A 24,430-nucleotide genomic window follows, 5' to 3' on the forward strand; every position below is an offset into this window, starting at 1 on the left:
GCGTAGTGGTATTCAGTCGATAGCGCTGAAAGATTCCGCATCGCCCAGCGTTTGGCGCAGGCGGTTTTCCCAGGCGTAGAGCGCGACGGTGAGGATCACCTCCAGCGCCTGCGCCTGATCCAGGCCGCTGTTGAACAGCGGCTGCACGCTCTGCGGGGTGAACTTCTCAGGTGCGCGAGTCAGCTCGGCGGCGGTGCGCATCACTGCGAGTTTTACCGAATCTTCGGTATACGCCAGCCCCTGAGGCAGCCCGGCGAACAGCGCCTGAACCAATCCCTCATCCTGCAATTCTTGCGCGACGGTGGCCGCGCAGTAACGGCTGCCGTTGATGCGCGAGACCGCCAGCGTCGCCAGCGCCTTGAGGCGACTCGATAACCCATATCCTTCGGCATTGATGCCGTTGAACACCCCGTTGCGCTCGCGCAGGGTGGCGGCGTCGTGGGCTAACAGCAAATAATAAGATTCGGCGCGCGCCTGCGGGTGACTTTGATCCAACACATCAAGCTGTTCGGCGGCGGCGGTTTCCGCGTCTATCGGTGGCAGGCGGGCAGACCAATTCAGTTCGTCGGCGCTGAAAGCGATGCCATCGGCGTCTTCGACGTTAGGAAAGCCGGGCACTACCACCGCCGGGCGGCCGGCCAACGCCGCGACGCCGGCGACCACGCGCGCTTGATAGCTGACAAAACCGATCACCTGCGAAAAGGTGACAATATCCGCCGGGCTCAGCCCGACGTCGGCGAGTTGTTGCAGCGCCTTGCGGCAAATCAGCGTGGGCTGGCTGGCAAGCTGGCGGGCATATTGGGTGATCTGAGCAAGGCGGATATTGCTTTCCCGGGAGGCGTCCGGGCTGTGCAGCGGGGCGAGGCGGGCGGCGTAGTGGCTACAAAGCGATTGCACGCCCGTCACCTGAGCGACGGTCAACGCGGTGCTGAGGCGATCGTAGGGTGACAATGTCACGTATCGTGACAGCGGCACCTGGTCGGGAAACAGCGCGTGGTAACCGGCCAACGAGGCGCTGAACACCCCGGCGCGAGCGCTGAGCGCATTGTTTAAGGCTTCATCGGCGAAGGCGCCCAGCCCCAGCAGAAAGCGATCGCGAAGGGTGGCCGCCTGGGGTTCCAGCGGCGCATCGCCCCGCACGCTGCTTTGGGTTTCGTGATACCACTGGGCATTATGTTGTCGACGGAGTCGTTCCATAGGTCAATCCTTAATCATGATCAACAGCCGCCGCTGCGCGCGGCAGCGTCGGCTGGACAAAGAGGCAACATGCCCGCAGGCGGGGCGAAAGGCGGTTTTAGCGCAGCTCATCACAGCAGAGGGCGTGGCCGTAAACAGAAAAACCGGCTGCCAGCGTGAGCAGAAACTGCGTAAGGCGGCGATGGCGAATGCTGTTCATCAGTGCGATATCCTGTCGTATGAGAAGTGCAACGTAGGGGATATCCTCACCGATCGCCCTGGCGAGATAAAATAATGTTACGGACTAATCAATAACTGAAAGGAATAAAATATAAGGATATATAACAAGAATGTAATTTGCATGTGCGCTTTCTTGCTAAGCGGCAGGCGCGCAAGGCGATAAAAAACCCGCCGCAGCGGGTTTGACGTGAAGGCGTGACTCAGAAGCGGCCGCCGTCGCGCCGCCAGGCATCGGCGGTCAACGCTTCGCCGAAGTGGCTGGCGATAAGGCGTTTGGTCAATTCGTGCAGCGGCGCCGCCAACACCTCCGCGGTGCTGCCGCGTTCGACGATTTCCCCTTCGTGCATCACCAGCACCTGGTCGCTGATATGTTTCATCATGCCGAGGTGCTGGGTGACATAAATATAGGAAATGCCGTGTTTTTCCTGCAGCTCCAGCATCAGATTGATGATTTGCGAGCGCATCGACATGTCCAGCGACGCCAGCGCCTCATCGGCGACGATCACCTTCGGTTGCAGGATCAGTGCGCGGGCCAGCGCGACGCGCTGTTTTTGCCCGGAAGCCAGCATGTGCGGATAGTAGTAGGCGTGATCCGGCAGCATGCCGACCTGGCGCAGCGTTTGGTTGATGCGCTGCTCGCGCTCGGCGGGCTCAAGATCGGTGTTCAGCCGCAGCGGCGCATCCAGCAGCTGGCCGATGCGCTGGCGCGGGTTGAGCGAGGTGCTCGGATCCTGAAAAATCATGCGAATACGCTGGCTGCGGTAACGATAATCGCCGAACGCTAGCGGATGATCGTCGATCAGCAGCTCGCCGGCGGTGGGTTCCACCATGCCGGAGAGCATCTTCGCCAGCGTGGATTTGCCGGAGCCGTTCTCGCCGATCACCGCCAGCGTCTGGCCTTCGCGCAGGGTAAAGCTGACCGATTTCACCGCCTCGACGTGCTGGCGGCGAAACAGCCCGGTGCGGTAGCGGTAGGTTTTGCTCAGGTTGCGCACTTCCAACAGCGTTTCCATGTTATTGCTCCTCCATGTTCAGCGGGAAGTGGCAGGCGAAGAAGTGGTTTTTGACCGGGCGCAGGCGCGGCGTTTCGATGCACTTCTTCTGCGCGTAAGGACAGCGCGGCCCCAGGCGACAGCCGATCGGCAGGTGTTCCAGCGAAGGAATGGCGCCCGGCAGCGTATTCAACCGGCTTTTGTGCGGCAGCGAGCGGCCGAAGTCCGGCATAGCGCGGATCAGCGCCTGGGTGTAAGGGTGGTGCGGCGCCGCCAGCAACTCTTCGCACTGGGCGCTCTCCACCGTTTGCCCGCAGTACAGCACGTTCACCCGATCGGCCCACTTGCTCATCATCTGTAGGTCGTGGCTGATCAGCAGAATGGTGGTGTTGTTGTTCTGGTTGAGGCGCGCCAACAGACGGAAAATCTGCGCCTGCGTGGTCGGTTCCATGGCGTTGGTCGGCTCATCGGCGATCAGCAGGCGCGGTTGGTTGGCCAGCGCGATGGCGATCATCACTTTCTGGCACTCGCCTTCCGTCAGCTCGTACGGGAAGCTGCCCATGATGTCGTCATGATCCTTGATGCCGACGCGGTGCAGCAATTCGATGGCGCGGCGTTTGCGCCAGTTGAAGCGCTGCCACCAGTGGCCCTTATAGGTCCAGCCTGGGATGGCCTGCGCAAGCTGGCGGCCGATGCTCTCGGAAGGATCGAGACAGGACTGCGGCTCCTGGAAGATCATTGAGACGTTGTGGCCCACCAGCTTGCGCCGCTCGCGCGGGCTCAGCTGCAGCAGATCGATGTCGTCGAAACGAAAGCGATCGGCGGTAACGCGCCAGTTGTCTTTGGTTACGCCGCAGATGGCCTTGGCGATCAGGCTCTTGCCGGAGCCCGATTCGCCCACCAGCCCGCGCACTTCGCCCTCGGTCAGCGTCATGCTGACGCGATCGACCGCCTTGACCGGCCCTTCGGCGGTCATAAATTCAATCGTCAAATTGCGGATATCGAGTAACGGCATTATTCCACCCCGGCATTGATTGCGCGGCGCATACCGTCGCCTAACAGGTTAACCAGCAGCACGCTGACGAGAATGGCCGCGCCGGGCAGCATCACCGTCCAGGGCGCGACGTACACCAGCTCGAGCGAATCGCCGAGCATCGCTCCCCATTCCGGCGAAGGCAATTGCGCGCCGAGATCGAGGAAGCCGAGCGCGGCGATGTCCAAAATGGCCATCGACAGCGCGCGGGTGAACTCGGTCACCAGCACCGCCGCGATGTTCGGCATGACCGCGTACCACAGGATCTGCAGCGTGGAAGCGCCGTCAAGCCGGGCCGCCACCACGTACTCTTTCTCCAGTTCGTCGTGCACCGCGCTGTAGATGGTGCGCACCATGCGCGGCAACAAGGCGAGCCACACCGCCAGCATGGCGTGTTCAAGTTTGGGGCCGATAAACGCCACCACCACGATCGCCAGCAGCAGCGACGGAATCGACAGCAGGGTATCGAGGATGTGGTTGAGCACCGCCGAGCGTAGCCCGTGGGTGACGCCGGCGAACACGCCGAGGATCACGCCGCAGAACGCCGCGGCCAGCGTCACCGCCAGCGCGGAACCGAAGGTGGCGGCGGTGCCGGTCAACAGGCGGCTGAGGATGTCGCGCCCGAGATCGTCGGTGCCGAGGAAGAACGACACGTTGCCGTAGCGCGACCAGGACGGCGGCAGCAGTTGATAGCCGAGGAACTGCTGATCCAGCGCGTAGGGCGCCAACAGGCTACCGAACAGCGACAACAGCAACAGGGCGATCACGCCGTAAAAACCGATCATCGCCAGCGCGTCGCCGTAGAAAATCCGCCAGGTGTAGCGCAGCGGGCTCGGCATCTTTTTCTCGCGGTATACGTTATCGAAGGGCATACCATTCCTTATGTTTCAGCGGGTTGGTTGCCGCACCCAGAATGTCGGCCAGAACGTTAATGGTGATCACCAGCGTGCCGACCACCATCACGCCGGCGGAGATCGCCGCATAGTCCTGTTGGCGAATGGCGTTGATCAGCCACCGGCCGAGGCCCGGCCAGCTGAACACCACTTCGGTGATCATCGCCAGCGTGAGCATGGTGGAGAACTGCAGCCCCAGTTTTGGCACGATCGGCGGCAGCGCGTTGTGCAACACGTGGCGACGAATGATGGTGAAGCGCGACAGGCCGCGGGTGGCGGCGGCCTTGATGTAGTTTTGGCTCAGCACGTCGTCGGTGCTGATGCGCATCAGCCGCACCACTTCGGTGGTGGGCGCCACCGCCAGCGCGGCGATCGGCAGGATCATGTGACGCAGGGCGCTGCCGATCATCTCGGCGCGATACGGCGAGTCCGACAGCCAGGCGTCGATCAGCGCGAAACCGGTGATGGGCTTCACCTGATACAGCAGATCGAAGCGGCCGGAAACCGGCAGCCAGCCGAGATGCAGCGAGAAGAACAGCATCAGCAGCAGCGCCAGCCAGAACACCGGCATCGAAAAGCCCAGCAGCGCGAAGGTGCTGATGGCGGTGTCCTGCCACTTGCCGCGCAGCACGCCGGCGATGATGCCCAGCGGAATGCCGATAAACAGCGCCAGGGCGAAGGCCAGCAGGCACAGTTCCATGGTGGCCGGGAACACTTCGCGCAGCTGTTCGCTGATCGCCTGGCCGTTGATGCTGGAGACGCCGAAGTCCCAGTGCAGCAGGCTGACGAAGTAGAATTGATAGGCGTCCAGCAGGGCGGCGCCGTTCAGCGGCGCGCGCGGCGTGAAATAGCTCAGACTGAAGCTGACCAGCGTCAGGAAGAACAGCGTGATCAGCAGCAGCAGAATGCGGCGCAGGGTAAAGATAATCACTTTTTCACCTCCGGCGCGGATTCACGGTACACCCCGGCGAACGAGGCGTTGCCGAACGGGCTCAGCACCAATCCCTTGATGTCGTAACGATAGGCCTGCAGGCGCAGGGAAGACGCCAGCGGCAGCACCGGCAATTGCTGCTCGAGGATTTTCTGCGCCTTGCGGTAGTTGTCGATGCGCTGAGACAGCTGCTGCGACAGCAGCGCGTTCTGCAGCACTTCGTCGAAGCTCGGGTCACACCAGTGAGCATAGTTGGTTTGCGAACGGATTGCCGCGCAGCTCAGCAGCGGCCGGAAGAAGCTGTCCGGATCGTTGCTGTCGGTGGCCCAGCCGGTCAGGGTCAGATCGTGGTTCATCTCCATCAGGCGCGCTTCCTGGAAGCGGCCCTCCACCGGCACGATGGTGACGTTGATGCCCACCTGGCCGAGGTCGGCCTGGATCAGCTCGGCGGTTTTCAGCGGGCTCGGGTTGTAAGACTGGGAGGCGGTCGGCACCCACAGCTTCAGGTTCAGCTGGCCGACGCCGGCCTGCCGCAGCATCTCGCGAGATTTGGCCGGATCGTACTCGGTGACGTGCGCGTCGTTGTCATAGGCCCAGGAGGCGCGCGGCAAGATCGAGGCGGCGGTTTCCGCCGTGCCGTAATAGATAGACTGCATCAACCGCTGGTTGTTGATCGCCAGCGAGATCGCCTGGCGCACATTGAGGTTGTCGAGCGGCGGTTTGCGGGTGTTGAACGCCAGATAGGCGATGTTCATCCCCGGACGCAGCGTCAGGCGCAGGCGCGGATCGTCGCGCAGGATAGACAGCTGGCTGGCCGCCGGATAAGCCAGCACGTCGCATTCGCCGGTCAGCAGTTTGGAGAGGCGGCCGGTACCGCCGGCGCCCAGATCGATCACCACCTGCGGCATGCGCGGCAGCCCTTTCCAGTAGGCGGCGTTGCGCGCCAGGCGAATATATTGCCCCGAGCGGTATTCGTTGAGCAGGAACGGGCCGCTGCCGACCGGCTCGCGGTCGATCAGCTCCTGATGGCCCTCACGCGTCAGCAGATCGGCGTACTCGGCGGACAGCACCGGCGCGTAGTGGGTCGCCAGGTGCCACAGGAACGAGGCGTCCGGCGACTGCAGGCGAATCTCCACCGTATAGTCGTCGAGCTTTCTCACGCTCTGCACCGAATCGCCGAACTGCAGGCTGTCGAAATAGGGGTATTCGCCGCCGTTCACGTCGTGATACGGGTGTTTCTGATCGAATACGCGGGCGAAGCTGAATACCACGTCGTCGGCGTTCATCTTGCGGGTGGGCGTGAACCAGGCGGTGGTCTGAAACGGCACGTCCTTGCGCAGATGGAAGCGGTAGGTGGCGCCGTTGTCCAGCACCTCCCAGCTCTGCGCCAGCTCGGGGATCAGGCGATAGGTGTAGGGGTCGACGTCCAGCAGGCGATCGTACAGCTGGGCGGCCAGGGTATCCACCGTCAGGCCGCTGCTGGCCATTTGCGGGTTGAAGGTATTCAGTATGCCGCTGACGCAATAAACAAAGCCGCTCTGGCGAATGTCCGGCAGCGGCGCCGCGCTGGGCGCGGGCGGTGTTGTCGCGGCCAGGGCAGAGCCCGTCAGGCACAACGACAGTATCCAAAAGGGTAAACCACGCATAGAGGCTCATGGGTTAATCAGCAATAGCGTTAGTGTATCGCACTCTGACCAGCAGCCCAATCCATTGAGCAAAATCGCTGAGTTTTCTGCGATTTGATTGATCAGCCCGTTCAGCGGCAAGAAAAAAGTTTTCCATGTTATGTTATAATATAACAAAATCATGTTACCGTTCCCCGGCAAAGTCACAATAACGCAAGGGGATGTATGAACGAAGTTGCACTTCCACCACGCCGTTCGCTGCCGGATGCTCAGGCATGGCGCGGCGAAATGAGTGATGTCGGGCTCGATTGGGTCGGGATGCAAGGGATCGCGCTGCCGCTGGAGCTGGCCGGCAAGCCATTGATGGCGAAGGTCGACGCCGGTATCAACCTGCGCGCCGAAGCGGCGGGCGAGCGCGGCATTCACATGTCGCGGCTGTATCTGGCGCTGGACGAGTTGACGCAGGGCGAGCTGACGCCGCAGCGCATCGGCCGAACGCTGCAGGCCTTTTTGGCTTCGCAGCCGGAACACAGCGATCGCGCCAGCTTGTCGATCAGTGGCGAGCTGTTGCTGTCACGCCCGGCGCTGCTGTCGCCGCAGCGCGGCTGGAAAGCCTATCCGCTGCGCATCGAGGCCACTCTGACGGATACGCTGACGCTGGCGCTGACCGTCGGCGTGCCTTATTCCTCCACCTGCCCGAGTTCGGCGGCGCTCAGCCGTCAGTTGGCGCAGCAACAGTTCCAGTTTGATTTTGAACAGGCGGCGGAGCGGGTCAGCCAACGGCAGGTGAGCGAGTGGCTGCTGGAGCAAGGGATGCCGGCCACCCCCCACAGCCAGCGCAGCTGGGCCTGGATCACCGTGACGCCCGAGAATGAACGGGCGTTTGAGCCGGTGAAACTGATTGATCGCATCGAACACGCGCTGGGCACGCCGGTGCAAACGCTGGTGAAACGCCGCGACGAACAGGCCTTCGCATTGGCCAACGGTCAGAACCTGATGTTTTGCGAGGACGCGGCGCGCCGTCTGTATCGCATGCTGCGCAGCCAGTGCGACTACCGCGCTTTTTCGCTGCGCGTCGAGCATCAGGAGAGCCTGCATGCCCACAATGCGGTGGCGGAGCTGAGCTGGCGGGGAGAACACCATGCTGCGTAAAAATCCCAGCGGCCATCTGCCGCAGGTCTCGCCGCTGGCCTACATCGATCCCACCGCCATTATTTGCGGCCGGGTGATCGTTGAAGATTTCGTTTACGTCGGCCCTTATGCGGTAATTCGCGCCGATGAGTTGAACGCCGTCGGCGACATGGAGCCGATCGTCATCGGCTCGCACTCCAATATTCAGGACGGCGTGGTGATCCATTCCAAGAGCGGGGCGGCGGTGACTATTGGCCGTTACAGCTCGATCGCCCACCGCGCCATCGTGCACGGCCCGTGCCGCATCGACGATCGGGTGTTTATCGGCTTCAACAGCGTGCTGTTCAACTGCCACGTTCAGTCCGGCTGCGTGGTGCGCTACAACGCGGTGGTGGACGGCGTGACGCTGCCGGAAAACCGCTATATCCCCTCGACCGAGCGCGTGGGGCCGGACAGCGACCTGTCGCGCTATCGCCAGGTCGATCGCGGCGCGCTGCAGTTTTCGGAAGAAGTGGCCGCCACCAACGTCGAACTGGTGCGCGGTTACCAGGCATTACGCAATGAATTTTAATGAGGTCCCCATGAAACAACTTCCCGTGACCGTGCTTTCCGGCTTTCTCGGCGCCGGCAAGACTACGGTGCTGAACCACATCCTGAACAACCGGCAGGGCATGCGCGTGGCGGTGATCGTCAACGACATGAGCGAGGTGAATATCGACGCTGCGCTGGTGGAGAATGAAGTGCGCCTCGATCGCCAGCAGGAGAAGCTGGTGGAGATGAGCAACGGCTGCATCTGTTGCACGCTGCGCGAAGACCTGCTGGTGTCGGTGCGCGAGCTGGCGCAGGACGGGCGCTTCGATTATCTGTTGATCGAATCGAGCGGCATCTCCGAACCGCTGCCGGTGGCGGAAACCTTTACCTTTGAGGATGAACAAGGGGAAAGCCTGTCGCAGTTCGCCCGGCTGGATACGCTGGTGACGGTGGTCGACGGGGTGAATTTCATCCGGCAATACCAGCAGGCGCAAAGCCTGCAGGAGGCCGGCCAAAGCCTGGGCGAGGACGATCTGCGCAGCGTGGCGGACCTGTTGATTGAGCAAATTGAATTTTGCGACGTGATCCTGGTCAGCAAGACCGATCTGTTGACGCCAACGCAGCAGGGTGAAGTGATGGCGCTGCTGGCCAGCCTGAATCCCGACGCCCGCATTGTGCCGATCGCGCCGGGCAAACTGCCGCTGGAGGCGGTGCTGAATACCGGCAGCTTCAGTTTTGAAAAGGCGCAGCAGGCGCCCGGCTGGCTGAAAGAGCTGCGCGGCGAACACGTGCCGGAGACGGAAAGCTACGGCATCAGCAGCTTTGTCTATCAGGCGCGGCGGCCGTTTGCGCCGGACAAGTTCTACCGCGTGATCAACGGCGACTGGGGCGGCGGCAAGCTGCTGCGTTCGAAAGGCTTCTTCTGGCTGGCGACGCGGCCGCGGCAGGCCGGGCAGTGGAGCCAGGCCGGCGGCATCGCCCATTACGGCCTGGCGGGCACCTTTTGGCGCGCGATCCCGCAAGACAATTGGCCGCAAGATCCGCAAACGCGGGCGCATATTCAGGAGAAATGGGTGGAGCCGTTCGGCGACATGCGCCAGGAGCTGGTGTTTATCGGCCAGCACTTGCAACAGGCGGCGATCGTGCGTCTGCTGGACGACTGCCTGCTGAGCGACGACGAAATGGCCGCCGGCGTGGACTATTGGCTGGAGATGGCAGACCCGTTCCCTGAGTGGTAATTGCGCAATCTTCGTGTGGTAATGAGAAAAATTCTCAACAAAGTGCTTTACAGACGATACTGATAACTATTATCATCGCCTGGCAGTTCACGGAAGGCCACAGTTTGCGGCTCTGATGTGGAAGGCACGACATTGCTCACATTGCTTCCAGTGTTTTTTAAGCCAGCTCGGGTGCTGGCTTTTTTTTGCCTGTTTCAGACCGGAAACCTCGCCTGGCGAGCCGCCATGCTCCACTTTTTTCTTTTTCGCCGCGTAACCTGGACGATCTCGACAGAAGTTCGGGGTTTCATGCATTCACAGTCCCGTGACGGAATTTCATACTCCTTCTCATCGACGCGCCGGCTGCGTTTGGCCGGCCACTGTTAACCGTGAGGAGAATGCCTGTGATTACCCAACAAACCCCCATCAAGTCAGGATTCGGGCCCAAAACGACCGCCGGCGAGGTGCTCGCGAGCCAGGATCTGTCAGGCACGCTGGCCATCGTCACCGGTGGCCATTCAGGCCTCGGTCTGGAGACGACGCTGGCGCTGGCCGACGCCGGCGCACGGGTTATCGTCGCTTGCCGGGCACCGGCGGCAGCCAAAGCGGTGTTAGGGCTGAGCGCCGGCGTCGAGATCGCCGAACTCGATCTCGCCGATTTGAACAGCGTGCGTCGTTTCGCTGCAGACTTTACCGCATCGAGCCTACGGGCGGATATCGTCATCAATAACGCCGGGGTGATGGCATGCCCGGAGGCGCGGGTGGGGAACGGTTGGGAAAGGCAGTTCGCCACCAACCATCTCGGCCACTATGCGCTGACTAATTTGCTGTGGCCGACCATTGCCGATGGCGGGCGGGTGGTCACCGTCTCCTCCGCCGGGCATCACCATTCGGCGATCCGCTGGGAAGATGTGCAGTTCGAACGCGGTTACGACAAGTGGCTGGCGTATGGTCAGTCGAAGACGGCGAATGCCCTGTTCGCCGTCTGGTTGGATCTTCTGGGCCGCTCGCGGGGGATCCGCGCATTTAGCCTGCATCCGGGTAGCATCGCCACGCCGCTGCAGCGGCACATATCGAGAGCAGAGATGATAGCCCTGGGCTGGATGGACGAAGAGGGCAATCCGGCCGATCCCGATGCCCTTAAAACGCCTCAGCAGGGGGCTGCTACGCAGGTCTGGGCCGCCACCTCACCGCAGTTGCAGGGATTAGGGGGCCTCTACTGCGAGGATGGCGATATTGCCGGCATCGCCGCCCACGACAGTCAGGCGCTGGTCGGCGTGAAGGAATACGCCATCGACCCGGAACAGGCGCAGCGTCTGTGGGCGTTTTCGGCATCGCTGACCGGCATTGATGCCTTCGCCTGACCAGGCCGCTAATCGGATAAGGGGGAGCCCATGATGTCGATGATGAAAGAAAAAAATCTGGCGATATCCAGCATGTTTTTCATGCTGGGGCTGTGTTTCGGCAGTTTGAGTTCAAGGATGGCGACGATCAAGGGAGGGCTTGCGTTGTCTGACGGCGTATTCGGCACCGTCCTGTTCGCCATGTCGGCCGGCGTGGTCGTGTCGCTGCCGATATCGGGATGGGCGATCGCCAAACTCGGCAGCAGGGTGGTCGGCGTCGCGGCTATTCTGTTCAACGCCACGCTTTTGCTTCTGGTGCCCTTCGCCGCGACGGTCCTGCAACTGGCGGTGCTGCTGTTTTTATGCGGGTTCGCTTACAGCGCGGTCAATGTCTCGAACAACATGCAGGCCAGTATCGCCGAGGCGGTCAGCGGTAAAACGAGGCTGCCGTTCTTTCACGGTATATGGGGCGTGGCGGGGTTCGTCGGCGCAGGGATCGGGGCGTTAATGATCGGTCGGGATGTCGCCTTGCCGCTGCACTTTGCGGGCATAGCGGCGGTGGCTCTGATGTCCGCCTTGCTGTGTCGGCGGGCATTGTTCGACAAACCGGAACTGGAACAGACCGGGCGCGCTTTCGCCATCCCGGACCGCTCGCTGTTCAACTATGGCCTGATCGTTTTCTGCTCGATGGCTTGTGAGGGCATTATGTATGACTGGAGCGTCGTTTATTTTCAGGACGTCGTCTCGGTCGATCGAAAATACATCGGCCTGGGTTTTACGGTATTTATGGCGGCCATGACGATCGGCCGGCTCATGCTGAACCGGTTCGTGGATCGGATCGGAGTGAGAAGAACGTTGCAATGGGGCGGGATGCTGGCATTCACCGGCATGACGCTAACGACCTGGTTACCGGGTTTGGTGACGTCGATAATCGGTTTTTTCCTGGTTGGGCTTGGCATTTGCGCCATTATTCCGCTGGTTGCGGGGGCGGCCGCAAGGTCTTCTTCCATGGCGCCAAGCGCCGCCATCGCGGCAGTGCTGACCATCGGTTTTCTGGGGACGCTGATCGGGCCGCCGTTAATCGGGTTCTTATCCGAAACTGTCGGTTTGCGCTATGCCTTTCTGGTCTGCGTCGCGTTGTCGCTCGGCGTCATTTATCGGGCAGGAAAAATACCGCTGTGATCTTACAAGAAGGTGATTCATCGGCGGGCTATCCGCAGATAGACGTGACCGTCGAGAAAGGCCGGCCTCTCCAGGCGGCCGTTCTCAGGCCACATCTCTCAACCTGGGGCTAATAGCTGACGGCCGGGAAAGACCGGCACCCAATCCCCGCGTTGCTAATCCTCGTCTTGCTCGCCGTTTTGCAGCAGCGCATGCTTTTTCAGCATGCCGCGCAACTGGTGGTAAGTGAGCCCCAGCAGCTGCGCCGCCTTGCGCTGGTTGAATCGCCCTTGCTGCAGCGCTGCTTCGATCAGCGCCTTCTCTTGCTCCAACTGCCAGTTTTTCAGCTCGAGCGGCAGCGCCGGCAACGCGCCGGCGCCTTCAGGGGCAGGCGTAAGCGGCGTGGCCTCGCGTGGCGCAAACGGGTTGATGACGATCTCATCCAGCGGGTTGTCGCTGTCGCCGTGACGATAGACCGAACGTTCCACCACGTTTTTCAGTTCGCGCACGTTGCCCGGCCAGCCGTAGTTGAGCAACGTCTGCCTGGCGCGTTCGGTAAAGCCGGGAAACAGCGGCAGCGCCAGCTCGCGGCACATTTGAATGGCGAAGTGCTCGGCCAGCAGCATGATGTCGGGCCGGCGTTGGCGCAGCGGCGGCAGCTGCACCACGTCGAACGCCAGCCGATCCAGCAGATCGGCGCGGAACTTGCCCGCCGCCGCCAGCGCCGGCAGATCGTCGTTGGTGGCGCACACCAGGCGCACATCTACCCGCAGCGGCTGGCTGCCGCCCACGCGTTCCAGTTGGCCGTATTCGATCACCCGCAGCAATTTCTCCTGCACCAGCATTGGCGCAGTCGCCAGCTCATCGAGGAACAGCGTGCCGCCGTCGGCGCGCTCGAAGCGGCCCAGATGACGTTTCTGCGCACCGGTAAAGGCGCCGGCCTCGTGGCCGAACAGCTCGGAATCCAGCAGGTTTTCATTCAGCGCCGCACAATTGAGCGAGATGAACGGCCCTTGCCAACGGTTGGAGAGGTAGTGCAGACGATGGGCGATCAGCTCTTTACCGGTGCCGCGCTCGCCGATCACCAGCACCGGTTTGTTCAGCTTTGCCACCTGGGAGACTTGCTCCAATACTTCGACAAAGGCGTTTGCTTCGCCCAACAAATTCTCTGGCTGTTCGTTCATGATGAAATTCGCCAATGTTTGGTGAAAATAATCACTCTACAGCAAGCGCGCAGAGAGTCAAAAATAAAGAGTTGTTGTTTTTCAATTAGATAAAAGTTGGCACGGGTTTTGAATATCTCTTTGGGCAAGCTGTACGACTTAACGCGGCGCCTCAGACGCCATCAGAACCAAGAGGAAGTGAATTATGGGTATTTTTTCTCGTTTTGCCGACATCGTGAACGCCAACATCAACACCCTGCTGGACAAGGCGGAAGATCCGCAGAAGCTGGTGCGGTTGATGATCCAAGAGATGGAAGACACGCTGGTTGAAGTCCGTTCTACGTCGGCGCGCGCGCTGGCGGAGAAAAAGCAGTTGCTGCGTCGCATCGAGCAGGGTGAAAGCCAGGTAAGCGACTGGCAGGAAAAAGCCGAGCTGGCGCTGCGCAAAGATAAAGAAGACTTGGCCCGCGCGGCGCTGATCGAAAAACAAAAGGTTGCCGACCTGATCGCCACGCTGACGCAGGAAGTGGCGACCGTAGAAGAAACGCTGGCGCGCATGAAGAGCGAAATCGGTGAGCTGGAAAACAAGCTGACCGAAACCCGCGCGCGGCAGCAGGCGCTGGCGCTGCGCCATCAGGCCGCATCTTCCTCGCGCGAGGTGCGCCGTCAGCTCGACAGCGGCAAGCTGGATGAGGCGATGGCGCGTTTCGAACAGTTCGAACGTCGCATCGACCATATGGAAGCCGAAGCGGAAAGCATCGGCATCGGTAAAAAGAAGTCGCTGGACCAGGAGTTTGCCGAGCTGAAAGCCGATGACGCCATCAGTGAGCAACTGGCGGCGCTGAAAGCCAAGATGAACCGCTCCGAGTAAGGCGAACCGCGGCCACACGCCGGAGGTGGCCGCCTATCCAGGATCCGATAAGAAGGAATAACAATGAGTGCTTTATTACTTGCCATTCCGCTGACAATTTTCGTGCTGTTTGTCGCGCCGATTTGGCTTTGGCTGCATTACAGCAATCGGCAACAGACCGGCATCCAGCTGAGTCAGCAAGAAATGCAGCGCCTGGCGCAGCTGGCGGAAGACGCCAAACGCATGCGTGAACGCATTCAGGCGCTGGAAGAGATCCTCGATGCGGAACACCCGAACTGGAGACAGTCCTGATGAGCATGACGCTGGGCAGTAAAAAGCTTTATCGCGTACCCGAAGAAGGCATGGTAAAAGGCGTCTGCGCCGGTCTGGCTCACTATTTCGACGTGCCGGTGCGCCTGATCCGCGTGATGGTGGTGCTGTCGCTGTTCTTTGGGCTGTTTTTCTTCACGCTGGTGGCCTATATCGCGCTGGTGTTCGTGTTGGACGAAGCGCCGGCCAGCCGTTTCGAGGGCGAGCATCAGAAGACGCCGCGCCAGCTACTCGATCAGCTGGAATATGAGCTGGGCAGCGGCGAACAGCAGCTGCGTCAGGTCGAGCGTTACGTGACGTCCGACACCTTCGGCGTTCAGAGCCGCTTCCGCAAGCTGTAACTCTTCTTGCGATACCCGGCCTGCGCAGGCCGGGTATCTTCGCCGCCGTCATCCCGTTGAAGGTCATCTTAATCGTCTTGTGCCGGAGGGCATTGTCATGAATAAAATTGATGTCGCGAACGCCACCAGAACGGGTGGATTTAAATCAGGAGCGGCGGCAATGTTGAAGACATTGGCTAAAGTCATCATCATAGCGTTATTGAACTATGGCCCGGCGGGCGCCGCCGGCTGGCTGTTGAAGACCGTCGGCCGCAAACCGGTGCGCTTCGTGCTGGCGCTGGTGCTGGAACCGCTGTTCCGTAAAGGCCTGAACAAGGCATTCGGGCGTTACGTGGCGGGAGAGAAGATGCCACCCAAGTAGGGCGGCATGATATCGTTCATTCAATTCGCTGCGGTGACTTTTGTCCCCGGGGTTGCCAAATAGACCCAATTCGAACCGTTGCTTATGATTGCCTGTGCCGATGGATTTGCTGCGGTATTGGTGCAAAAAATAGCGGTGCCTTTGCAAACATTCGCAGCAGGAAGTTGAGCAAACGTCATGGAAGATAAGCTCGTGCCGAAACGACTGATGCGACTGGAGGGGCGCCACCCGGTAGTCGTTTTCACCCAGCTATAGATGGCACCTTCTTCGTCACCGGCCACAGCAGTATTGAACCATTCGGAACCAATGGGGCGCATTACGCCGCCGAGCTCTTTGGGGCCGTCGGCGATCCGTACTGCGGTATAGTTGGATTTTCCAGGCTGATATGAACAGCCGTAACTGGTGCTGATGGTCGTGTTGCCTTCAACGTCAACGTCAATGACCGAGCCAGCCCCCGATCGTGAGACATAGTAAAAATCTCCCGAGCAACGCCCGCCGAGGAAACGTAGATTGCTGGTATTGCTTTTCACGCTGCCATACTGGCAGTCGACCAAATCGATACGTGGGTTGGCTCCATCTTCTGTCAGAGCAACGTTGCCGGAAAAGTGGGTGTCCGAAATAGTACTTGGATAAGCAGGGTATCGCCAGGTCAAACTGGCTAGTCGGCAATTGCTGATCATGGCTTTTACACTGGATGAAAAGTCCATATCCTGAAGCCAGCACCCATTCATGAACACATTGAATTTTTTGCCTGATGCTGCGTGAGTAATATTCCCTCCTCGATTAATATTTGTAGCATATAAAACACCGTATCCAGAGCTATAGACTAAGTGTTTTATCTCTGATGCCTGAACTTCATTGAGGTAAACTTCGCCAGAATTATTCATATATAATAGACAGCTGGCATTGGGATTGTTGCCGATCAATTTTTGAAGCGGGCCGGTTCGATGTTCCATATGTAGGTTTTTAAACCAAAGTCCTATTCCACCGTTAACATAGATAGTCGGGCTTATCAAATTGGCTTCCCATTGACAATCTTCGAATCGTAACATGTTGCAGTGGTCATTTTGCATTGTTGATGTTAAATGAATGGGGGCAAGAAGCATCTTATTGAAGTCAGTGATGTCCAGGTAGTTATCATAATCTCCCGACGTTCTGCCGCAGCCTTGAACCTCGACGAATTTGAAGTAACTATCCTGAACCTTATCTAAATAAAGACCGGCTCCCCGACAGTAAAGAATGCTTACATTCTGGGCGTGCACATAGCTTGCGTATTTTATACTCAGTCCGCAAATCGTCTTGTTATTTCCCCTTAGCTGGAAGTTTCTGAAACTGACACCGCTATAGGTTATTTCTCCCTGAGCGGCGTCGATGGTTATAATCCCTGTTATATCAGTCTGTTCTGCCAAGTCTTGTCCGTTGTAGACGAACACGGCACGACCGTTGTAACTGCTTTCACCGTAAAGGGAAATTCCACTGTTGGCTGGAAAGACGACCGGTGTTTTAATATTCCAATAGCCGCTTGGAATCTTTACGGAGCGTTCACCTCTGATCAGTGCAATGTTTTGAATCAGGGGGCCATTATCGTCAAGAGTAAGATCACATCCCCCGTCGTATAAAGAAAGCTGGGTTAAGTCATTACGATACCACGCTGCTGGGGATTGATTGACTTTAAGCGTCGAATAGCCACCGTCGTCAATGGCATTTACCGCGTTGGTATGTCCTGTAAATACACCGCCACCTTTACCCTTTCCTTGATAATACTCGGTTAAGATTATGCGTTGACCGTCATATTCTGGTTGGGTGTTTTTAAGTGTTGCCATCGAATTTATAATGGTCAGGTCGCGCTCGAAATTAATTGTGCTCATCGGATTCTCCGGTTAGTATTCGTATTGACATAAACGTTTTGATGAAGGGGTTGTATCGTTAGTACGAGTGATTGTGATTATTCCTGTGGGGGTAATACTATCTCGTCTTTGTATAGGGGGCGATATTAGGTTGCTCGGCTATGTCTTACACAAAGCGTTGTCGGTTAAGTTGAGAAGGTGGCAATTTTCATCTGTGGCAAATCTCACTCTGCTTGTGGCTATAATAGTGAGCATAGGCCATGTGGTTAGCGAAGTGTTACCGTGTAACTGCATGTTTTAGTGAATAAAAGGATGCGACTCCAGGCAAAATGAAACGACTGCAAAATGAGTTAACCTCGCTGGTCAACCGCGGAATGGATCGCCATCTGCGCCTGGCGGTGACCGGCCTGAGCCGCAGCGGCAAAACCGCCTTTATCACCGCCTTCGTCAATCAACTGCTGCATGTGCACAGCGGCGCGCGCATGCCGCTGTTTTCACCGGTGCGCGAAGAACGCCTGCTGGGCGTCAAGCGCATCCCGCAGCGCGATCTCGGCATCCAACGTTTCACCTACGACGAAGGGCTGGCGCAGCTGTACGGCGCGCCGCCGGCCTGGCCGACGCCGACGCGCGGCGTCAGCGAAATCCGACTGGCGCTGCGCTACCGCTCCAACGACTCGTTGCTGCGCCATTTCAAAGACACCTCCACGCTGTACCTGGAGATCGTCGATTATCCGGGCGAATGGTTGCTGGATCTGCCGATGCTCGAGCAGGATTACCTGGCCTGGTCGCGGCAGATGACCGGGCTGCTGCAGGGGGAACGCGCCGAATGGGCCAAGCCCTGGCTTGACCTGTGTAAAACCTGCGATCCGCTGGCCCCGGCCGACGAAAATCGCCTGGCGGCGATCGCCCAGGCCTACACCGATTATCTGTTGCGCTGCAAAAGCGAAGGTCTGCACTTCATTCAGCCGGGCCGTTTTGTGCTGCCGGGCGACATGGCCGGCGCGCCGGCGCTGCAGTTTTTCCCGTGGCCCGATGTTGCCGCGGTGGGCGAGTCGAAACTGGCGCAGGCCGACAAACACACCAATATCGGCATGCTGCGCGCTCGGTTCAATTATTACTGCCAGTCGATCGTCAAAAACTTCTATAAAGAGCATTTCGTCCGTTTCGATCGGCAAATCGTGCTGGTTGACTGCCTGCAGCCGCTCAACAGTGGCCCGCAAGCGTTCAACGACATGCGCCTGGCGCTGACCCAACTGATGCAGAGTTTCCATTACGGCAAACGCACGCTGTTTCGCCGCTTGTTCTCGCCGACCATCGACAAACTGATGTTCGCCGCCACCAAGGCGGACCACATCACCGCCGATCAGCACGCCAATCTGGTGTCGTTGCTGCAACAGCTGGTGCAAGAGGCGTGGCAGAACGCGGCGTTCGAAGGCATCAGCATGGATTGCGTCGGCCTGGCCTCGGTGCAGGCGACCGAGAGCGGCATTGTCGATCATCAGGGGCAGTGTATTCCGGCGCTGAAGGGCAATCGCCTCAGCGACGGCGCGCCGCTGACGGTGTTCCCCGGCGAAGTGCCGGCCCGTTTGCCGGGGCCGGCGTTCTGGCAGAGCCAGGGATTTCACTTCGATGAGTTTCGCCCGCGTGCCATGAGCGTGGACAGCCCGTTGCCGCATATCCGTCTGGATGCGGTGATGGAATTTTTACTGGGAGACAAATTGCGATGAGCGAGCCGATCAAACCGCGTATCGATTTTGACGAGCCGTTGCAGCCGCCGCAGGAACCGACGTTGCGCGCCGGCGTCGCTTTCGACGCCGAGCAGGCGGAGAGCTTCTTTCCGGCGGCGCCGGAGCTGCAGCAGGAGGAGGAAGAAGGGCGCGCCGAGGGCATCATCAACGCTGCGCTGAAGCCGAAACGCAGCCTGTGGCGCAAAATGGTCACCGCCGGGCTGGCGCTGTTCGGCGTCAGCGTGGTGGCGCAGGGCGTGCAGTGGGTGCATACCGCCTGGGTGCAGCAGGACTGGATCGCCATGGGTGGCGGCGTGGCCGGCGGCCTGATCGTGTTCGCCGGCGTTGGTTCGGTGGTCACCGAATGGCGGCGTTTGTATCGGCTGCGCCAGCGCGCGGAAGAGCGCGACGTGGCGCGCGAGCTGTTGCACAGCCACGGACTGGGGCAAGGGCGCGAATTCTGCGAGAAACTGGCGCGCCAGGCCGGGCTGGATCAGGGGCATCCGGCGCTGCAGCGCTGGCAGGCCTCGCTGCATGAAACCCAAAATGACCGTGAAGTGGTGGAGCTGTACGCCAAACTGGTGCAGCCGGTGCTCGACAACCAAGCGCGGCGCGAAATCAGCCGCTCCGCCGCCGAATCGACGCTGATGATTGCCGTCAGCCCGTTGGCGTTGGTGGATATGGCGTTTATCGCCTGGCGCAACATCCGTTTGATTAACCGCATCGCCGCGCTGTACGGCATCGAACTGGGCTACTTCAGCCGCATTCGTTTGTTCCGACTGGTGCTGCTCAACATCGCCTTCGCCGGCGCCTCCGAACTGGTGCGCGAAGTGGGCATGGACTGGATGTCGCAGGATCTGGCGGCGCGGCTGTCGGCGCGCGCGGCGCAGGGCATCGGCGCCGGGTTGTTGACCGCGCGGCTGGGCATCAAGGCGATGGAACTGTGTCGCCCGCTGCCGTGGCTGGAAGGGGAGAAACCGAAGCTTGGCGATTTCCGCAGCCAGCTGATCGGCCAATTGAAAGACACGCTGAAAAAGAGCGACGGCAAGGCCAAATAACCCCGCGACGGCGCTCCTGGCAGCGCCGTTATTTCACCGGCGCCAACGCCGGACGTAATCGAGACTTGACGATAGTCGATCCCCCTGTGCTTGCGTGATAAATACCTGCAAAATTAAATCTGTTTGTGATAACTCTCTGTTTGTGGGCTAAAATGACGCCGATGCTGTTATTCGCTTGCGTTTAAAATCAGCAACCACGGCAATAAATCAGAGTTCTGTCAACTTTTGCTGACAGATCGCTTCTACCGCCCGGTGCGAGGGAGTATCATCATCGCTAACGATCCCCGCACCTGCAGAGATAAGGCCAACACTGATGCGTTTGGAAGTATTTTGCGAAGACCGCCTCGGTCTCACTCGAGAATTACTCGATCTTTTGGTATCGCGCAGCATTGACTTACGTGGCATCGAGATCGATCCCATCGGCCGCATTTACCTCAATTTCTCCCAGCTGGACTTCGATACTTTCCGCGCGCTGATGGCGGAGATCCGCCGCATCGCCGGCGTGACCGACGTGCGCACCGTCAGCTTTATGCCTTCCGAACGCGAGCATCGCGCGCTGCGTGCGCTGCTGGAGTCGATGCCGGAGCCGGTGTTCTCTATCGACATGAAGGGCAAGGTCGAGCTGGCCAATCCGGCGGCGCTGGCGTTGTTCAGCCTGAACGAAGACAAGATCCGCAACCAGACCGCCGGGGCGTTGATCGGCGGCTATAACTTCAGCCGCTGGCTGGAGAGTGAGCATACGGCGCCGCACTCAGAACGGGTGGTGATCCGCAGCCAGGACTTCCTGATGGACATTACGCCTATCTATCTGGAGGACGAACAACAACAGCCGGCTGCGGTCGGCGCGGTGGTGATGTTGAAGTCCACCGCGCGCATGGGCCGCCAACTGCAAAATCTGTCGGTGAACGACGATACCGAATTCGATCACATCGTCGCGGTGAGCGCCAAGATGCGTCACGTGCTGGAGCAGGCGCGCAAACTGGCGATGCTCGATGCGCCGCTGCTGATCGTGGGCGATACCGGCACCGGCAAGGATATTCTGGCTCGCGCCTGCCACCTGCGCAGCCCGCGCGGCAAACAGCCGTTCCTGGCGCTGAACTGCGCCGCGCTGCCGGATGACGTGGTGGAGAGCGAGCTGTTCGGCCATGCGCCGGGCGCTTATCCCAACGCGCTGGAAGGCAAAAAGGGCTTCTTCGAGCAGGCCAACGGCGGTTCGGTGCTGCTGGATGAGATTGGCGAAATGTCGCCGCGCATGCAGACCAAACTGTTGCGTTTTCTCAATGACGGCACGTTCCGCCGGGTCGGCGAAGAGCATGAGGTGCACGTCGACGTGCGCGTGATCTGCGCCACCCAGAAGAACCTGACCGAGCTGGTGCAGCGCGGCGAATTCCGCGAAGACCTCTATTATCGCCTCAACGTGCTGACCATCACCATTCCGCCGCTGCGCGAACGCCCGCAGGACATCATGCCGCTGACCGAGCTGTTCGTGGCGCGCTTCGCCGATGAGCAGGGCGTGGCGCGGCCCAAGCTGGCGAACGATCTGGGCAGCTTCCTCAGCAAATACGGCTGGCCGGGCAACGTGCGCCAGCTGAAAAACGCCATCTACCGCGCGCTGACGCAAACCGAAGGCTACGAACTGCGGCCGCAGGATATCGTGTTGCCGGAGTTCGAGGTGGAGATGTCGCTGGGCGACGAGGTGCTGGACGGTTCACTGGACGACATCAGCAAGCGTTTCGAGCGCTCGGTGCTGACGCGCCTGTATCGCACCTATCCCAGCACCCGCAAGCTGGCGAAGCGGTTGGGCGTTTCCCATACCGCCATCGCCAACAAGCTGCGCGAGTATGGCCTGAGCAGCCGCAAAGGCGGCGCTGAGGGCGAAGAATAAAAAAGGCGCCTTGCGGCGCCTTCCCGTGTATCCAAAGCCGGCGTTCGCCGGCTTTATTATTTCAGCGCTGCCAGCGCCGCGTCGTAATCCGGCTCGGTGGTGATTTCGTTCACCAGCTCGCTGTACAGCACGTTGTCCTGGCCATCCAGCACTACGACCGCACGCGCGGTCAGGCCCGCCAATGGACCTTCGGCGATTTCAACGCCGTACGCCTGTTTGAACTCGGCGCCGCGCAGGGTGGACAGCGTGACCACGTTGCTCAGGCCTTCCGCGCCGCAGAAACGAGACTGGGCGAACGGCAGATCGGCGGAGATGCACAGCACCACGGTGTTATCCAGGCCGCTGGCCAGCTGGTTGAATTTACGCACCGACGTCGCGCAGACGCCGGTATCGATGCTTGGGAAGATGTTCAGGACTTTGCGTTTACCCGCGAAGCTGCTCAGCGCTACGTCTGACAGGTCTTTGGCAACCAGCGAGAAGGCCTTGGCCTGTTCGCCCTGCTGTGGCAGTTTGCCCGCTACGCTGACCGGATTGCCTTGAAAATGTACTGTCTGAGTCATTGCTAGATTCCTTTTACAGGTGTTTATACAAAGGGTATGAACCTGATGAAACGGCGCGCCGGCGACGGCTGTTAACATCAGGTTCACACCCTGACGCCAGTTTATGACAAGCGGGGCGGATTGGATATCAAAGTTTGCTAAATAGTTGTATATATTAGGCTGTTCTATAAAACATCACCGGCGCATCAGCCTGCCTGGATGCGCAGTTTTCGCTCAGGAGCCGTTATGAGAGACATGCGTTTTTACCCGGAAGCCTGGCCGCTGCACACCGCCTTCGTGATCGCGCGCGGCAGCCGCACCGAAGCCAGGGTGGTGGTGGTCGAAATCGAACAGCAGGGCGTGCGCGGCGTCGGCGAATGCACGCCGTATCCGCGCTATGGCGAGAGCGAGGAATCGGTGATGACGCAGCTGGCTGAGATGGCGCCGGCGATCGCGCAAGGCATCACCCGCGAACAGCTACTGACGCGGATGCCGGCGGGCGCGGCCCGCAACGCGCTGGACTCGGCGCTGTGGGATTTGGAGTGTGGTCTGCACGGGCAGAGCCTGTGGCAGCGCAGCGGCGTGACGGCGCCGGCGCAGATCCGCATGGCGCAGACCGTCAGCATCGGAACGCCGGAAGCGATGGCCTTCGCCGCGCGTGAGCTGGAGCGGCAGGGCGCCACGCTGCTGAAGATCAAACTCGACGATCACTATATCAGCGAGCGGCTGGTGGCGATCCGCGCCGCGGTGCCGCAGACGACGCTGATTGTCGATGCCAATGAATCCTGGCAGGCGGAAGGGCTGGCGGCACGCTGCCAGCTGTTGGCCGATCTCGGCGTAGCGATGCTGGAGCAGCCGCTGCCGGCCGGTGACGACGCCGCATTGGAACACTTTATTCATCCGCTGCCGATCTGCGCCGATGAGAGCTGCCACACCCGCGCCGATCTGCCGCGGTTGGCGCAACGCTATCAGATGGTCAACATCAAACTGGACAAAACCGGCGGCTTGACCGAGGCGCTGGCGCTGGCGCAGGCCGCGCGCGAACAGGGATTCGCCATCATGCTCGGCTGCATGTTGTGCACGTCGCGGGCGATATCCGCCGCCTTGCCGCTGGCGCCGGCGGCGCGCTTCGTCGATCTGGACGGCCCGACCTGGCTGGCGCGGGACGTCGAACCGGGTCTGGCGTTCGAATGCGGGGCGATCGTCGATCTCGCCCCGTAGGGATTAATTCGGGTAGGTCAGCAGTTCGGTCATGGCGTCGATGTAGCGCTCGCTGGCGGCATCGGCGGAGATCGGCGGGAATTCGGCGGTGATGCACGGCAGCGACAGATCCGCGCACCAACTGCCGAACGAACCGGGCGTTTCATAGCCGACGCTGGTCACCAGCGGCAGCTCGAACTTGTGCGACAGCCAAACGCCGAGCCGCGAGCTGGCGGGATCTTCGATGCAGGCCAGCGGCTCATGGAACGACACCACCCAATGCGGCTTCAGGCGATGGATCAGATGACACAGCGCCTGGGTTTCCGGTTCGGAGCCGGGGCGCCCGCCGGTGGAGAGCCTGACGTCGCGCACCGGCGCCGCGCTGTTCCAGCGATAGACGGTGTCCCCGGAGCGCCAGTTGGCGGCCGGGAAGTTGCGGTTCAGATCGACGCCGTTGGCATTGGCGCGCAGCCCCAGCTGACAGCCGTCGGGGTTGACCGCCAGCACCACGTGGTGGCGCAACTGTTCGGGGGCGATGCTGCGCAGCGCGCAGGACAGGGTTACGATGGCGGCGCTCTCATCGCCGTGGGTGCCGGCGATGATCAGCCCGGTTTCCGGGCCGCTGACCGCCGCCGGGAAATAGAGCAGCGGCGCGCCCAGCAGCGAGCTGCCGTAGTTCTCTCCTGCGACGGCCAACTGGCCACGTTCACTGCGCGGTCGATGTTCGGTCATGGTGTTGTCCCTGAGTTAAAGGCCGAGAGTCATTGTCATTTTATTCAGTGTATTACGCTTTGAGACATCTTTCCCATCGCAATTGTGCGGCGTTTGCGCGATCTGTGATGCGGTAGCGGCGAAA

At 60.2% G+C, this 24,430-nt stretch carries 25 protein-coding genes; 14 read left to right on the forward strand and 11 right to left on the reverse strand.

The genetic code is table 11. From position 1 onward, the window contains the following. Positions 1 to 12: 12 nt before the first annotated feature. Positions 13 to 1,197, reverse strand: a complete 1,185-nt coding sequence (locus ACJ8M3_RS04745) for a CMD domain-containing protein (RefSeq protein ID WP_033650273.1) — start codon at positions 1,195 to 1,197, stop codon at positions 13 to 15. Positions 1,198 to 1,213: 16 nt separating this feature from the next. On the opposite strand from ACJ8M3_RS04745, the gene ACJ8M3_RS04750 reads away from it, so the two are divergent. Next, on the forward strand, positions 1,214 to 1,471 hold the full coding sequence (locus ACJ8M3_RS04750) for a hypothetical protein (RefSeq protein WP_004930590.1): 258 nt from the start codon (positions 1,214 to 1,216) through the stop codon (positions 1,469 to 1,471). A 145-nt stretch (positions 1,472 to 1,616) separates the two neighbouring features. On the opposite strand, the gene sapF is transcribed toward ACJ8M3_RS04750, so the two are convergent. Genes sapF through sapA form a run of 5 tightly spaced genes read right to left on the reverse strand, consistent with a single transcriptional unit; the run spans position 1,617 to position 6,911 of the window. Further along, a complete protein-coding gene (gene sapF, locus ACJ8M3_RS04755) occupies positions 1,617 to 2,429 on the reverse strand; it encodes a putrescine export ABC transporter ATP-binding protein SapF (protein WP_016927550.1) in 813 nt (270 codons plus the stop codon). Between the two features lies 1 nt (position 2,430). Further along, positions 2,431 to 3,423, reverse strand: a complete 993-nt coding sequence (gene sapD / locus ACJ8M3_RS04760) for a putrescine export ABC transporter ATP-binding protein SapD (RefSeq protein WP_016927551.1) — start codon at positions 3,421 to 3,423, stop codon at positions 2,431 to 2,433. Next, complete coding sequence (gene sapC / locus ACJ8M3_RS04765; RefSeq protein ID WP_004930580.1) at positions 3,423 to 4,313, reverse strand: putrescine export ABC transporter permease SapC; 891 nt, start codon at positions 4,311 to 4,313, stop codon at positions 3,423 to 3,425. Before sapC ends, sapD begins: the two co-directional genes overlap by 1 nt. Next, a complete protein-coding gene (sapB, locus tag ACJ8M3_RS04770; RefSeq protein WP_004930575.1) occupies positions 4,300 to 5,265 on the reverse strand; it encodes a putrescine export ABC transporter permease SapB in 966 nt (321 codons plus the stop codon). The genes sapC and sapB overlap by 14 nt, the downstream gene beginning before the upstream one ends. Next, positions 5,262 to 6,911: an ABC transporter substrate-binding protein SapA gene (gene sapA, locus ACJ8M3_RS04775; protein ID WP_033643238.1), complete on the reverse strand. Its 1,650-nt coding sequence runs from the start codon at positions 6,909 to 6,911 to the stop codon at positions 5,262 to 5,264. The genes sapB and sapA overlap by 4 nt, the downstream gene beginning before the upstream one ends. Before the next feature lie 204 nt (positions 6,912 to 7,115). On the opposite strand from sapA, the gene folE2 reads away from it, so the two are divergent. From folE2 to zigA, 3 genes are read left to right on the forward strand one after another with little or no spacing between them, the layout of a single operon-like run. After that, entirely contained in the window at positions 7,116 to 8,042 is a 927-nt protein-coding gene (gene folE2 / locus ACJ8M3_RS04780; RefSeq protein ID WP_069100756.1) for a GTP cyclohydrolase FolE2, read from the forward strand. After that, complete coding sequence (locus tag ACJ8M3_RS04785; protein ID WP_033643236.1) at positions 8,032 to 8,592, forward strand: carbonate dehydratase; 561 nt, start codon at positions 8,032 to 8,034, stop codon at positions 8,590 to 8,592. The genes folE2 and ACJ8M3_RS04785 overlap by 11 nt, the downstream gene beginning before the upstream one ends. Positions 8,593 to 8,602: 10 nt before the next feature. After that, positions 8,603 to 9,790, forward strand: a complete 1,188-nt coding sequence (gene zigA / locus ACJ8M3_RS04790; RefSeq protein WP_033650275.1) for a zinc metallochaperone GTPase ZigA — start codon at positions 8,603 to 8,605, stop codon at positions 9,788 to 9,790. An 87-nt stretch (positions 9,791 to 9,877) separates the two neighbouring features. Here the strand turns inward: zigA and ACJ8M3_RS04795 are convergent, their stop codons facing one another. Further along, the gene (locus ACJ8M3_RS04795) at positions 9,878 to 10,084 is read right to left on the reverse strand and encodes a hypothetical protein (RefSeq protein ID WP_197788267.1); all 207 of its coding nucleotides are present in this window, start codon (positions 10,082 to 10,084) and stop codon (positions 9,878 to 9,880) included. An 83-nt stretch (positions 10,085 to 10,167) separates the two neighbouring features. Here ACJ8M3_RS04795 and ACJ8M3_RS04800 point away from each other — a divergent pair, with 83 nt between their 5' ends. Together ACJ8M3_RS04800 and ACJ8M3_RS04805 are read left to right on the forward strand one after the other, a co-directional pair. Next, positions 10,168 to 11,133, forward strand: coding sequence for an SDR family NAD(P)-dependent oxidoreductase (locus ACJ8M3_RS04800; protein ID WP_232094610.1), 966 nt, complete (start codon positions 10,168 to 10,170; stop codon positions 11,131 to 11,133). 30 nt (positions 11,134 to 11,163) lie between these two features. Next, positions 11,164 to 12,294 carry an MFS transporter gene (locus ACJ8M3_RS04805; RefSeq protein WP_060660659.1) on the forward strand — a complete coding sequence of 377 codons (1,131 nt, stop codon included), beginning with the start codon at positions 11,164 to 11,166 and terminating at the stop codon, positions 12,292 to 12,294. A gap of 155 nt (positions 12,295 to 12,449) precedes the next feature. On the opposite strand, the gene pspF is transcribed toward ACJ8M3_RS04805, so the two are convergent. Continuing rightward, a complete protein-coding gene (gene pspF, locus ACJ8M3_RS04810; protein WP_033650277.1) occupies positions 12,450 to 13,457 on the reverse strand; it encodes a phage shock protein operon transcriptional activator in 1,008 nt (335 codons plus the stop codon). Between the two features lie 184 nt (positions 13,458 to 13,641). Here pspF and pspA point away from each other — a divergent pair, with 184 nt between their 5' ends. The 4 genes from pspA to pspD all read left to right on the forward strand — a co-directional run bounded on the left by pspA (position 13,642) and on the right by pspD (position 15,318). Next, positions 13,642 to 14,307 carry a phage shock protein PspA gene (gene pspA, locus ACJ8M3_RS04815; RefSeq protein WP_046687135.1) on the forward strand — a complete coding sequence of 222 codons (666 nt, stop codon included), beginning with the start codon at positions 13,642 to 13,644 and terminating at the stop codon, positions 14,305 to 14,307. Between the two features lie 63 nt (positions 14,308 to 14,370). Beyond that, entirely contained in the window at positions 14,371 to 14,598 is a 228-nt protein-coding gene (gene pspB, locus ACJ8M3_RS04820) for an envelope stress response membrane protein PspB (protein ID WP_004930553.1), read from the forward strand. Next, positions 14,598 to 14,957, forward strand: a complete 360-nt coding sequence (gene pspC / locus ACJ8M3_RS04825; RefSeq protein ID WP_033643233.1) for an envelope stress response membrane protein PspC — start codon at positions 14,598 to 14,600, stop codon at positions 14,955 to 14,957. Before pspB ends, pspC begins: the two co-directional genes overlap by 1 nt. 97 nt (positions 14,958 to 15,054) lie before the next feature. Next, complete coding sequence (gene pspD / locus ACJ8M3_RS04830) at positions 15,055 to 15,318, forward strand: phage shock protein PspD (protein WP_071883554.1); 264 nt, start codon at positions 15,055 to 15,057, stop codon at positions 15,316 to 15,318. A 20-nt stretch (positions 15,319 to 15,338) separates the two neighbouring features. Here the strand turns inward: pspD and ACJ8M3_RS04835 are convergent, their stop codons facing one another. Beyond that, positions 15,339 to 17,186, reverse strand: a complete 1,848-nt coding sequence (locus ACJ8M3_RS04835) for a hypothetical protein (protein ID WP_103101519.1) — start codon at positions 17,184 to 17,186, stop codon at positions 15,339 to 15,341. A 308-nt stretch (positions 17,187 to 17,494) separates the two neighbouring features. Between ACJ8M3_RS04835 and ACJ8M3_RS04840 the strand changes: the two genes are divergently transcribed. The 3 genes from ACJ8M3_RS04840 to tyrR all read left to right on the forward strand — a co-directional run bounded on the left by ACJ8M3_RS04840 (position 17,495) and on the right by tyrR (position 21,835). After that, a complete protein-coding gene (locus ACJ8M3_RS04840; protein WP_442514612.1) occupies positions 17,495 to 18,892 on the forward strand; it encodes a YcjX family protein in 1,398 nt (465 codons plus the stop codon). Next, positions 18,889 to 19,950: a YcjF family protein gene (locus ACJ8M3_RS04845; protein WP_033650280.1), complete on the forward strand. Its 1,062-nt coding sequence runs from the start codon at positions 18,889 to 18,891 to the stop codon at positions 19,948 to 19,950. Before ACJ8M3_RS04840 ends, ACJ8M3_RS04845 begins: the two co-directional genes overlap by 4 nt. A gap of 313 nt (positions 19,951 to 20,263) precedes the next feature. Beyond that, on the forward strand, positions 20,264 to 21,835 hold the full coding sequence (tyrR, locus tag ACJ8M3_RS04850; RefSeq protein WP_033643230.1) for a transcriptional regulator TyrR: 1,572 nt from the start codon (positions 20,264 to 20,266) through the stop codon (positions 21,833 to 21,835). A gap of 56 nt (positions 21,836 to 21,891) precedes the next feature. Here the strand turns inward: tyrR and tpx are convergent, their stop codons facing one another. Next, positions 21,892 to 22,395 carry a thiol peroxidase gene (gene tpx, locus ACJ8M3_RS04855; protein WP_004930536.1) on the reverse strand — a complete coding sequence of 168 codons (504 nt, stop codon included), beginning with the start codon at positions 22,393 to 22,395 and terminating at the stop codon, positions 21,892 to 21,894. A gap of 225 nt (positions 22,396 to 22,620) precedes the next feature. Between tpx and ycjG the strand changes: the two genes are divergently transcribed. Further along, on the forward strand, positions 22,621 to 23,595 hold the full coding sequence (gene ycjG, locus ACJ8M3_RS04860; protein ID WP_197788261.1) for an L-Ala-D/L-Glu epimerase: 975 nt from the start codon (positions 22,621 to 22,623) through the stop codon (positions 23,593 to 23,595). Between the two features lie 3 nt (positions 23,596 to 23,598). Here ycjG and mpaA read toward each other — a convergent pair whose 3' ends face one another. After that, complete coding sequence (gene mpaA, locus ACJ8M3_RS04865; RefSeq protein ID WP_033643228.1) at positions 23,599 to 24,306, reverse strand: murein tripeptide amidase MpaA; 708 nt, start codon at positions 24,304 to 24,306, stop codon at positions 23,599 to 23,601. Between the last annotated feature and the right edge of the window lie 124 nt (positions 24,307 to 24,430).

It is taken from the genome of Serratia sp. CY55921, from assembly GCF_052167655.1.
GTDB lineage: Bacteria > Pseudomonadota > Gammaproteobacteria > Enterobacterales > Enterobacteriaceae > Serratia > Serratia ureilytica.

Bases quoted from the DNA above. Each gene is read 5' to 3' on its own strand.
- ACJ8M3_RS04800 (WP_232094610.1), top strand. From the start codon at position 10,168: ATGCCTGTGATTACCCAACAAACCCCCATCAAGTCAGGATTCGGGCCC.
- pspB (WP_004930553.1), top strand. From the start codon at position 14,371: ATGAGTGCTTTATTACTTGCCATTCCGCTGACAATTTTCGTGCTGTTT.
- mpaA (WP_033643228.1), bottom strand. From the start codon at position 24,306: ATGACCGAACATCGACCGCGCAGTGAACGTGGCCAGTTGGCCGTCGCA.
- ycjG (WP_197788261.1), top strand. From the start codon at position 22,621: ATGAGAGACATGCGTTTTTACCCGGAAGCCTGGCCGCTGCACACCGCC.
- pspD (WP_071883554.1), top strand. From the start codon at position 15,055: ATGAATAAAATTGATGTCGCGAACGCCACCAGAACGGGTGGATTTAAA.
- pspC (WP_033643233.1), top strand. From the start codon at position 14,598: ATGAGCATGACGCTGGGCAGTAAAAAGCTTTATCGCGTACCCGAAGAA.
- pspA (WP_046687135.1), top strand. From the start codon at position 13,642: ATGGGTATTTTTTCTCGTTTTGCCGACATCGTGAACGCCAACATCAAC.
- ACJ8M3_RS04805 (WP_060660659.1), top strand. From the start codon at position 11,164: ATGATGTCGATGATGAAAGAAAAAAATCTGGCGATATCCAGCATGTTT.
- ACJ8M3_RS04750 (WP_004930590.1), top strand. From the start codon at position 1,214: ATGATCAACAGCCGCCGCTGCGCGCGGCAGCGTCGGCTGGACAAAGAG.
- ACJ8M3_RS04835 (WP_103101519.1), bottom strand. From the start codon at position 17,186: ATGAGCACAATTAATTTCGAGCGCGACCTGACCATTATAAATTCGATG.
- tyrR (WP_033643230.1), top strand. From the start codon at position 20,264: ATGCGTTTGGAAGTATTTTGCGAAGACCGCCTCGGTCTCACTCGAGAA.
- sapD (WP_016927551.1), bottom strand. From the start codon at position 3,423: ATGCCGTTACTCGATATCCGCAATTTGACGATTGAATTTATGACCGCC.
- ACJ8M3_RS04795 (WP_197788267.1), bottom strand. From the start codon at position 10,084: ATGCATGAAACCCCGAACTTCTGTCGAGATCGTCCAGGTTACGCGGCG.
- ACJ8M3_RS04745 (WP_033650273.1), bottom strand. From the start codon at position 1,197: ATGGAACGACTCCGTCGACAACATAATGCCCAGTGGTATCACGAAACC.
- sapC (WP_004930580.1), bottom strand. From the start codon at position 4,313: ATGCCCTTCGATAACGTATACCGCGAGAAAAAGATGCCGAGCCCGCTG.
- pspF (WP_033650277.1), bottom strand. From the start codon at position 13,457: ATGAACGAACAGCCAGAGAATTTGTTGGGCGAAGCAAACGCCTTTGTC.
- folE2 (WP_069100756.1), top strand. From the start codon at position 7,116: ATGAACGAAGTTGCACTTCCACCACGCCGTTCGCTGCCGGATGCTCAG.
- sapF (WP_016927550.1), bottom strand. From the start codon at position 2,429: ATGGAAACGCTGTTGGAAGTGCGCAACCTGAGCAAAACCTACCGCTAC.
- zigA (WP_033650275.1), top strand. From the start codon at position 8,603: ATGAAACAACTTCCCGTGACCGTGCTTTCCGGCTTTCTCGGCGCCGGC.
- ACJ8M3_RS04840 (WP_442514612.1), top strand. From the start codon at position 17,495: ATGAAACGACTGCAAAATGAGTTAACCTCGCTGGTCAACCGCGGAATG.
- tpx (WP_004930536.1), bottom strand. From the start codon at position 22,395: ATGACTCAGACAGTACATTTTCAAGGCAATCCGGTCAGCGTAGCGGGC.
- ACJ8M3_RS04785 (WP_033643236.1), top strand. From the start codon at position 8,032: ATGCTGCGTAAAAATCCCAGCGGCCATCTGCCGCAGGTCTCGCCGCTG.
- ACJ8M3_RS04845 (WP_033650280.1), top strand. From the start codon at position 18,889: ATGAGCGAGCCGATCAAACCGCGTATCGATTTTGACGAGCCGTTGCAG.
- sapA (WP_033643238.1), bottom strand. From the start codon at position 6,911: ATGCGTGGTTTACCCTTTTGGATACTGTCGTTGTGCCTGACGGGCTCT.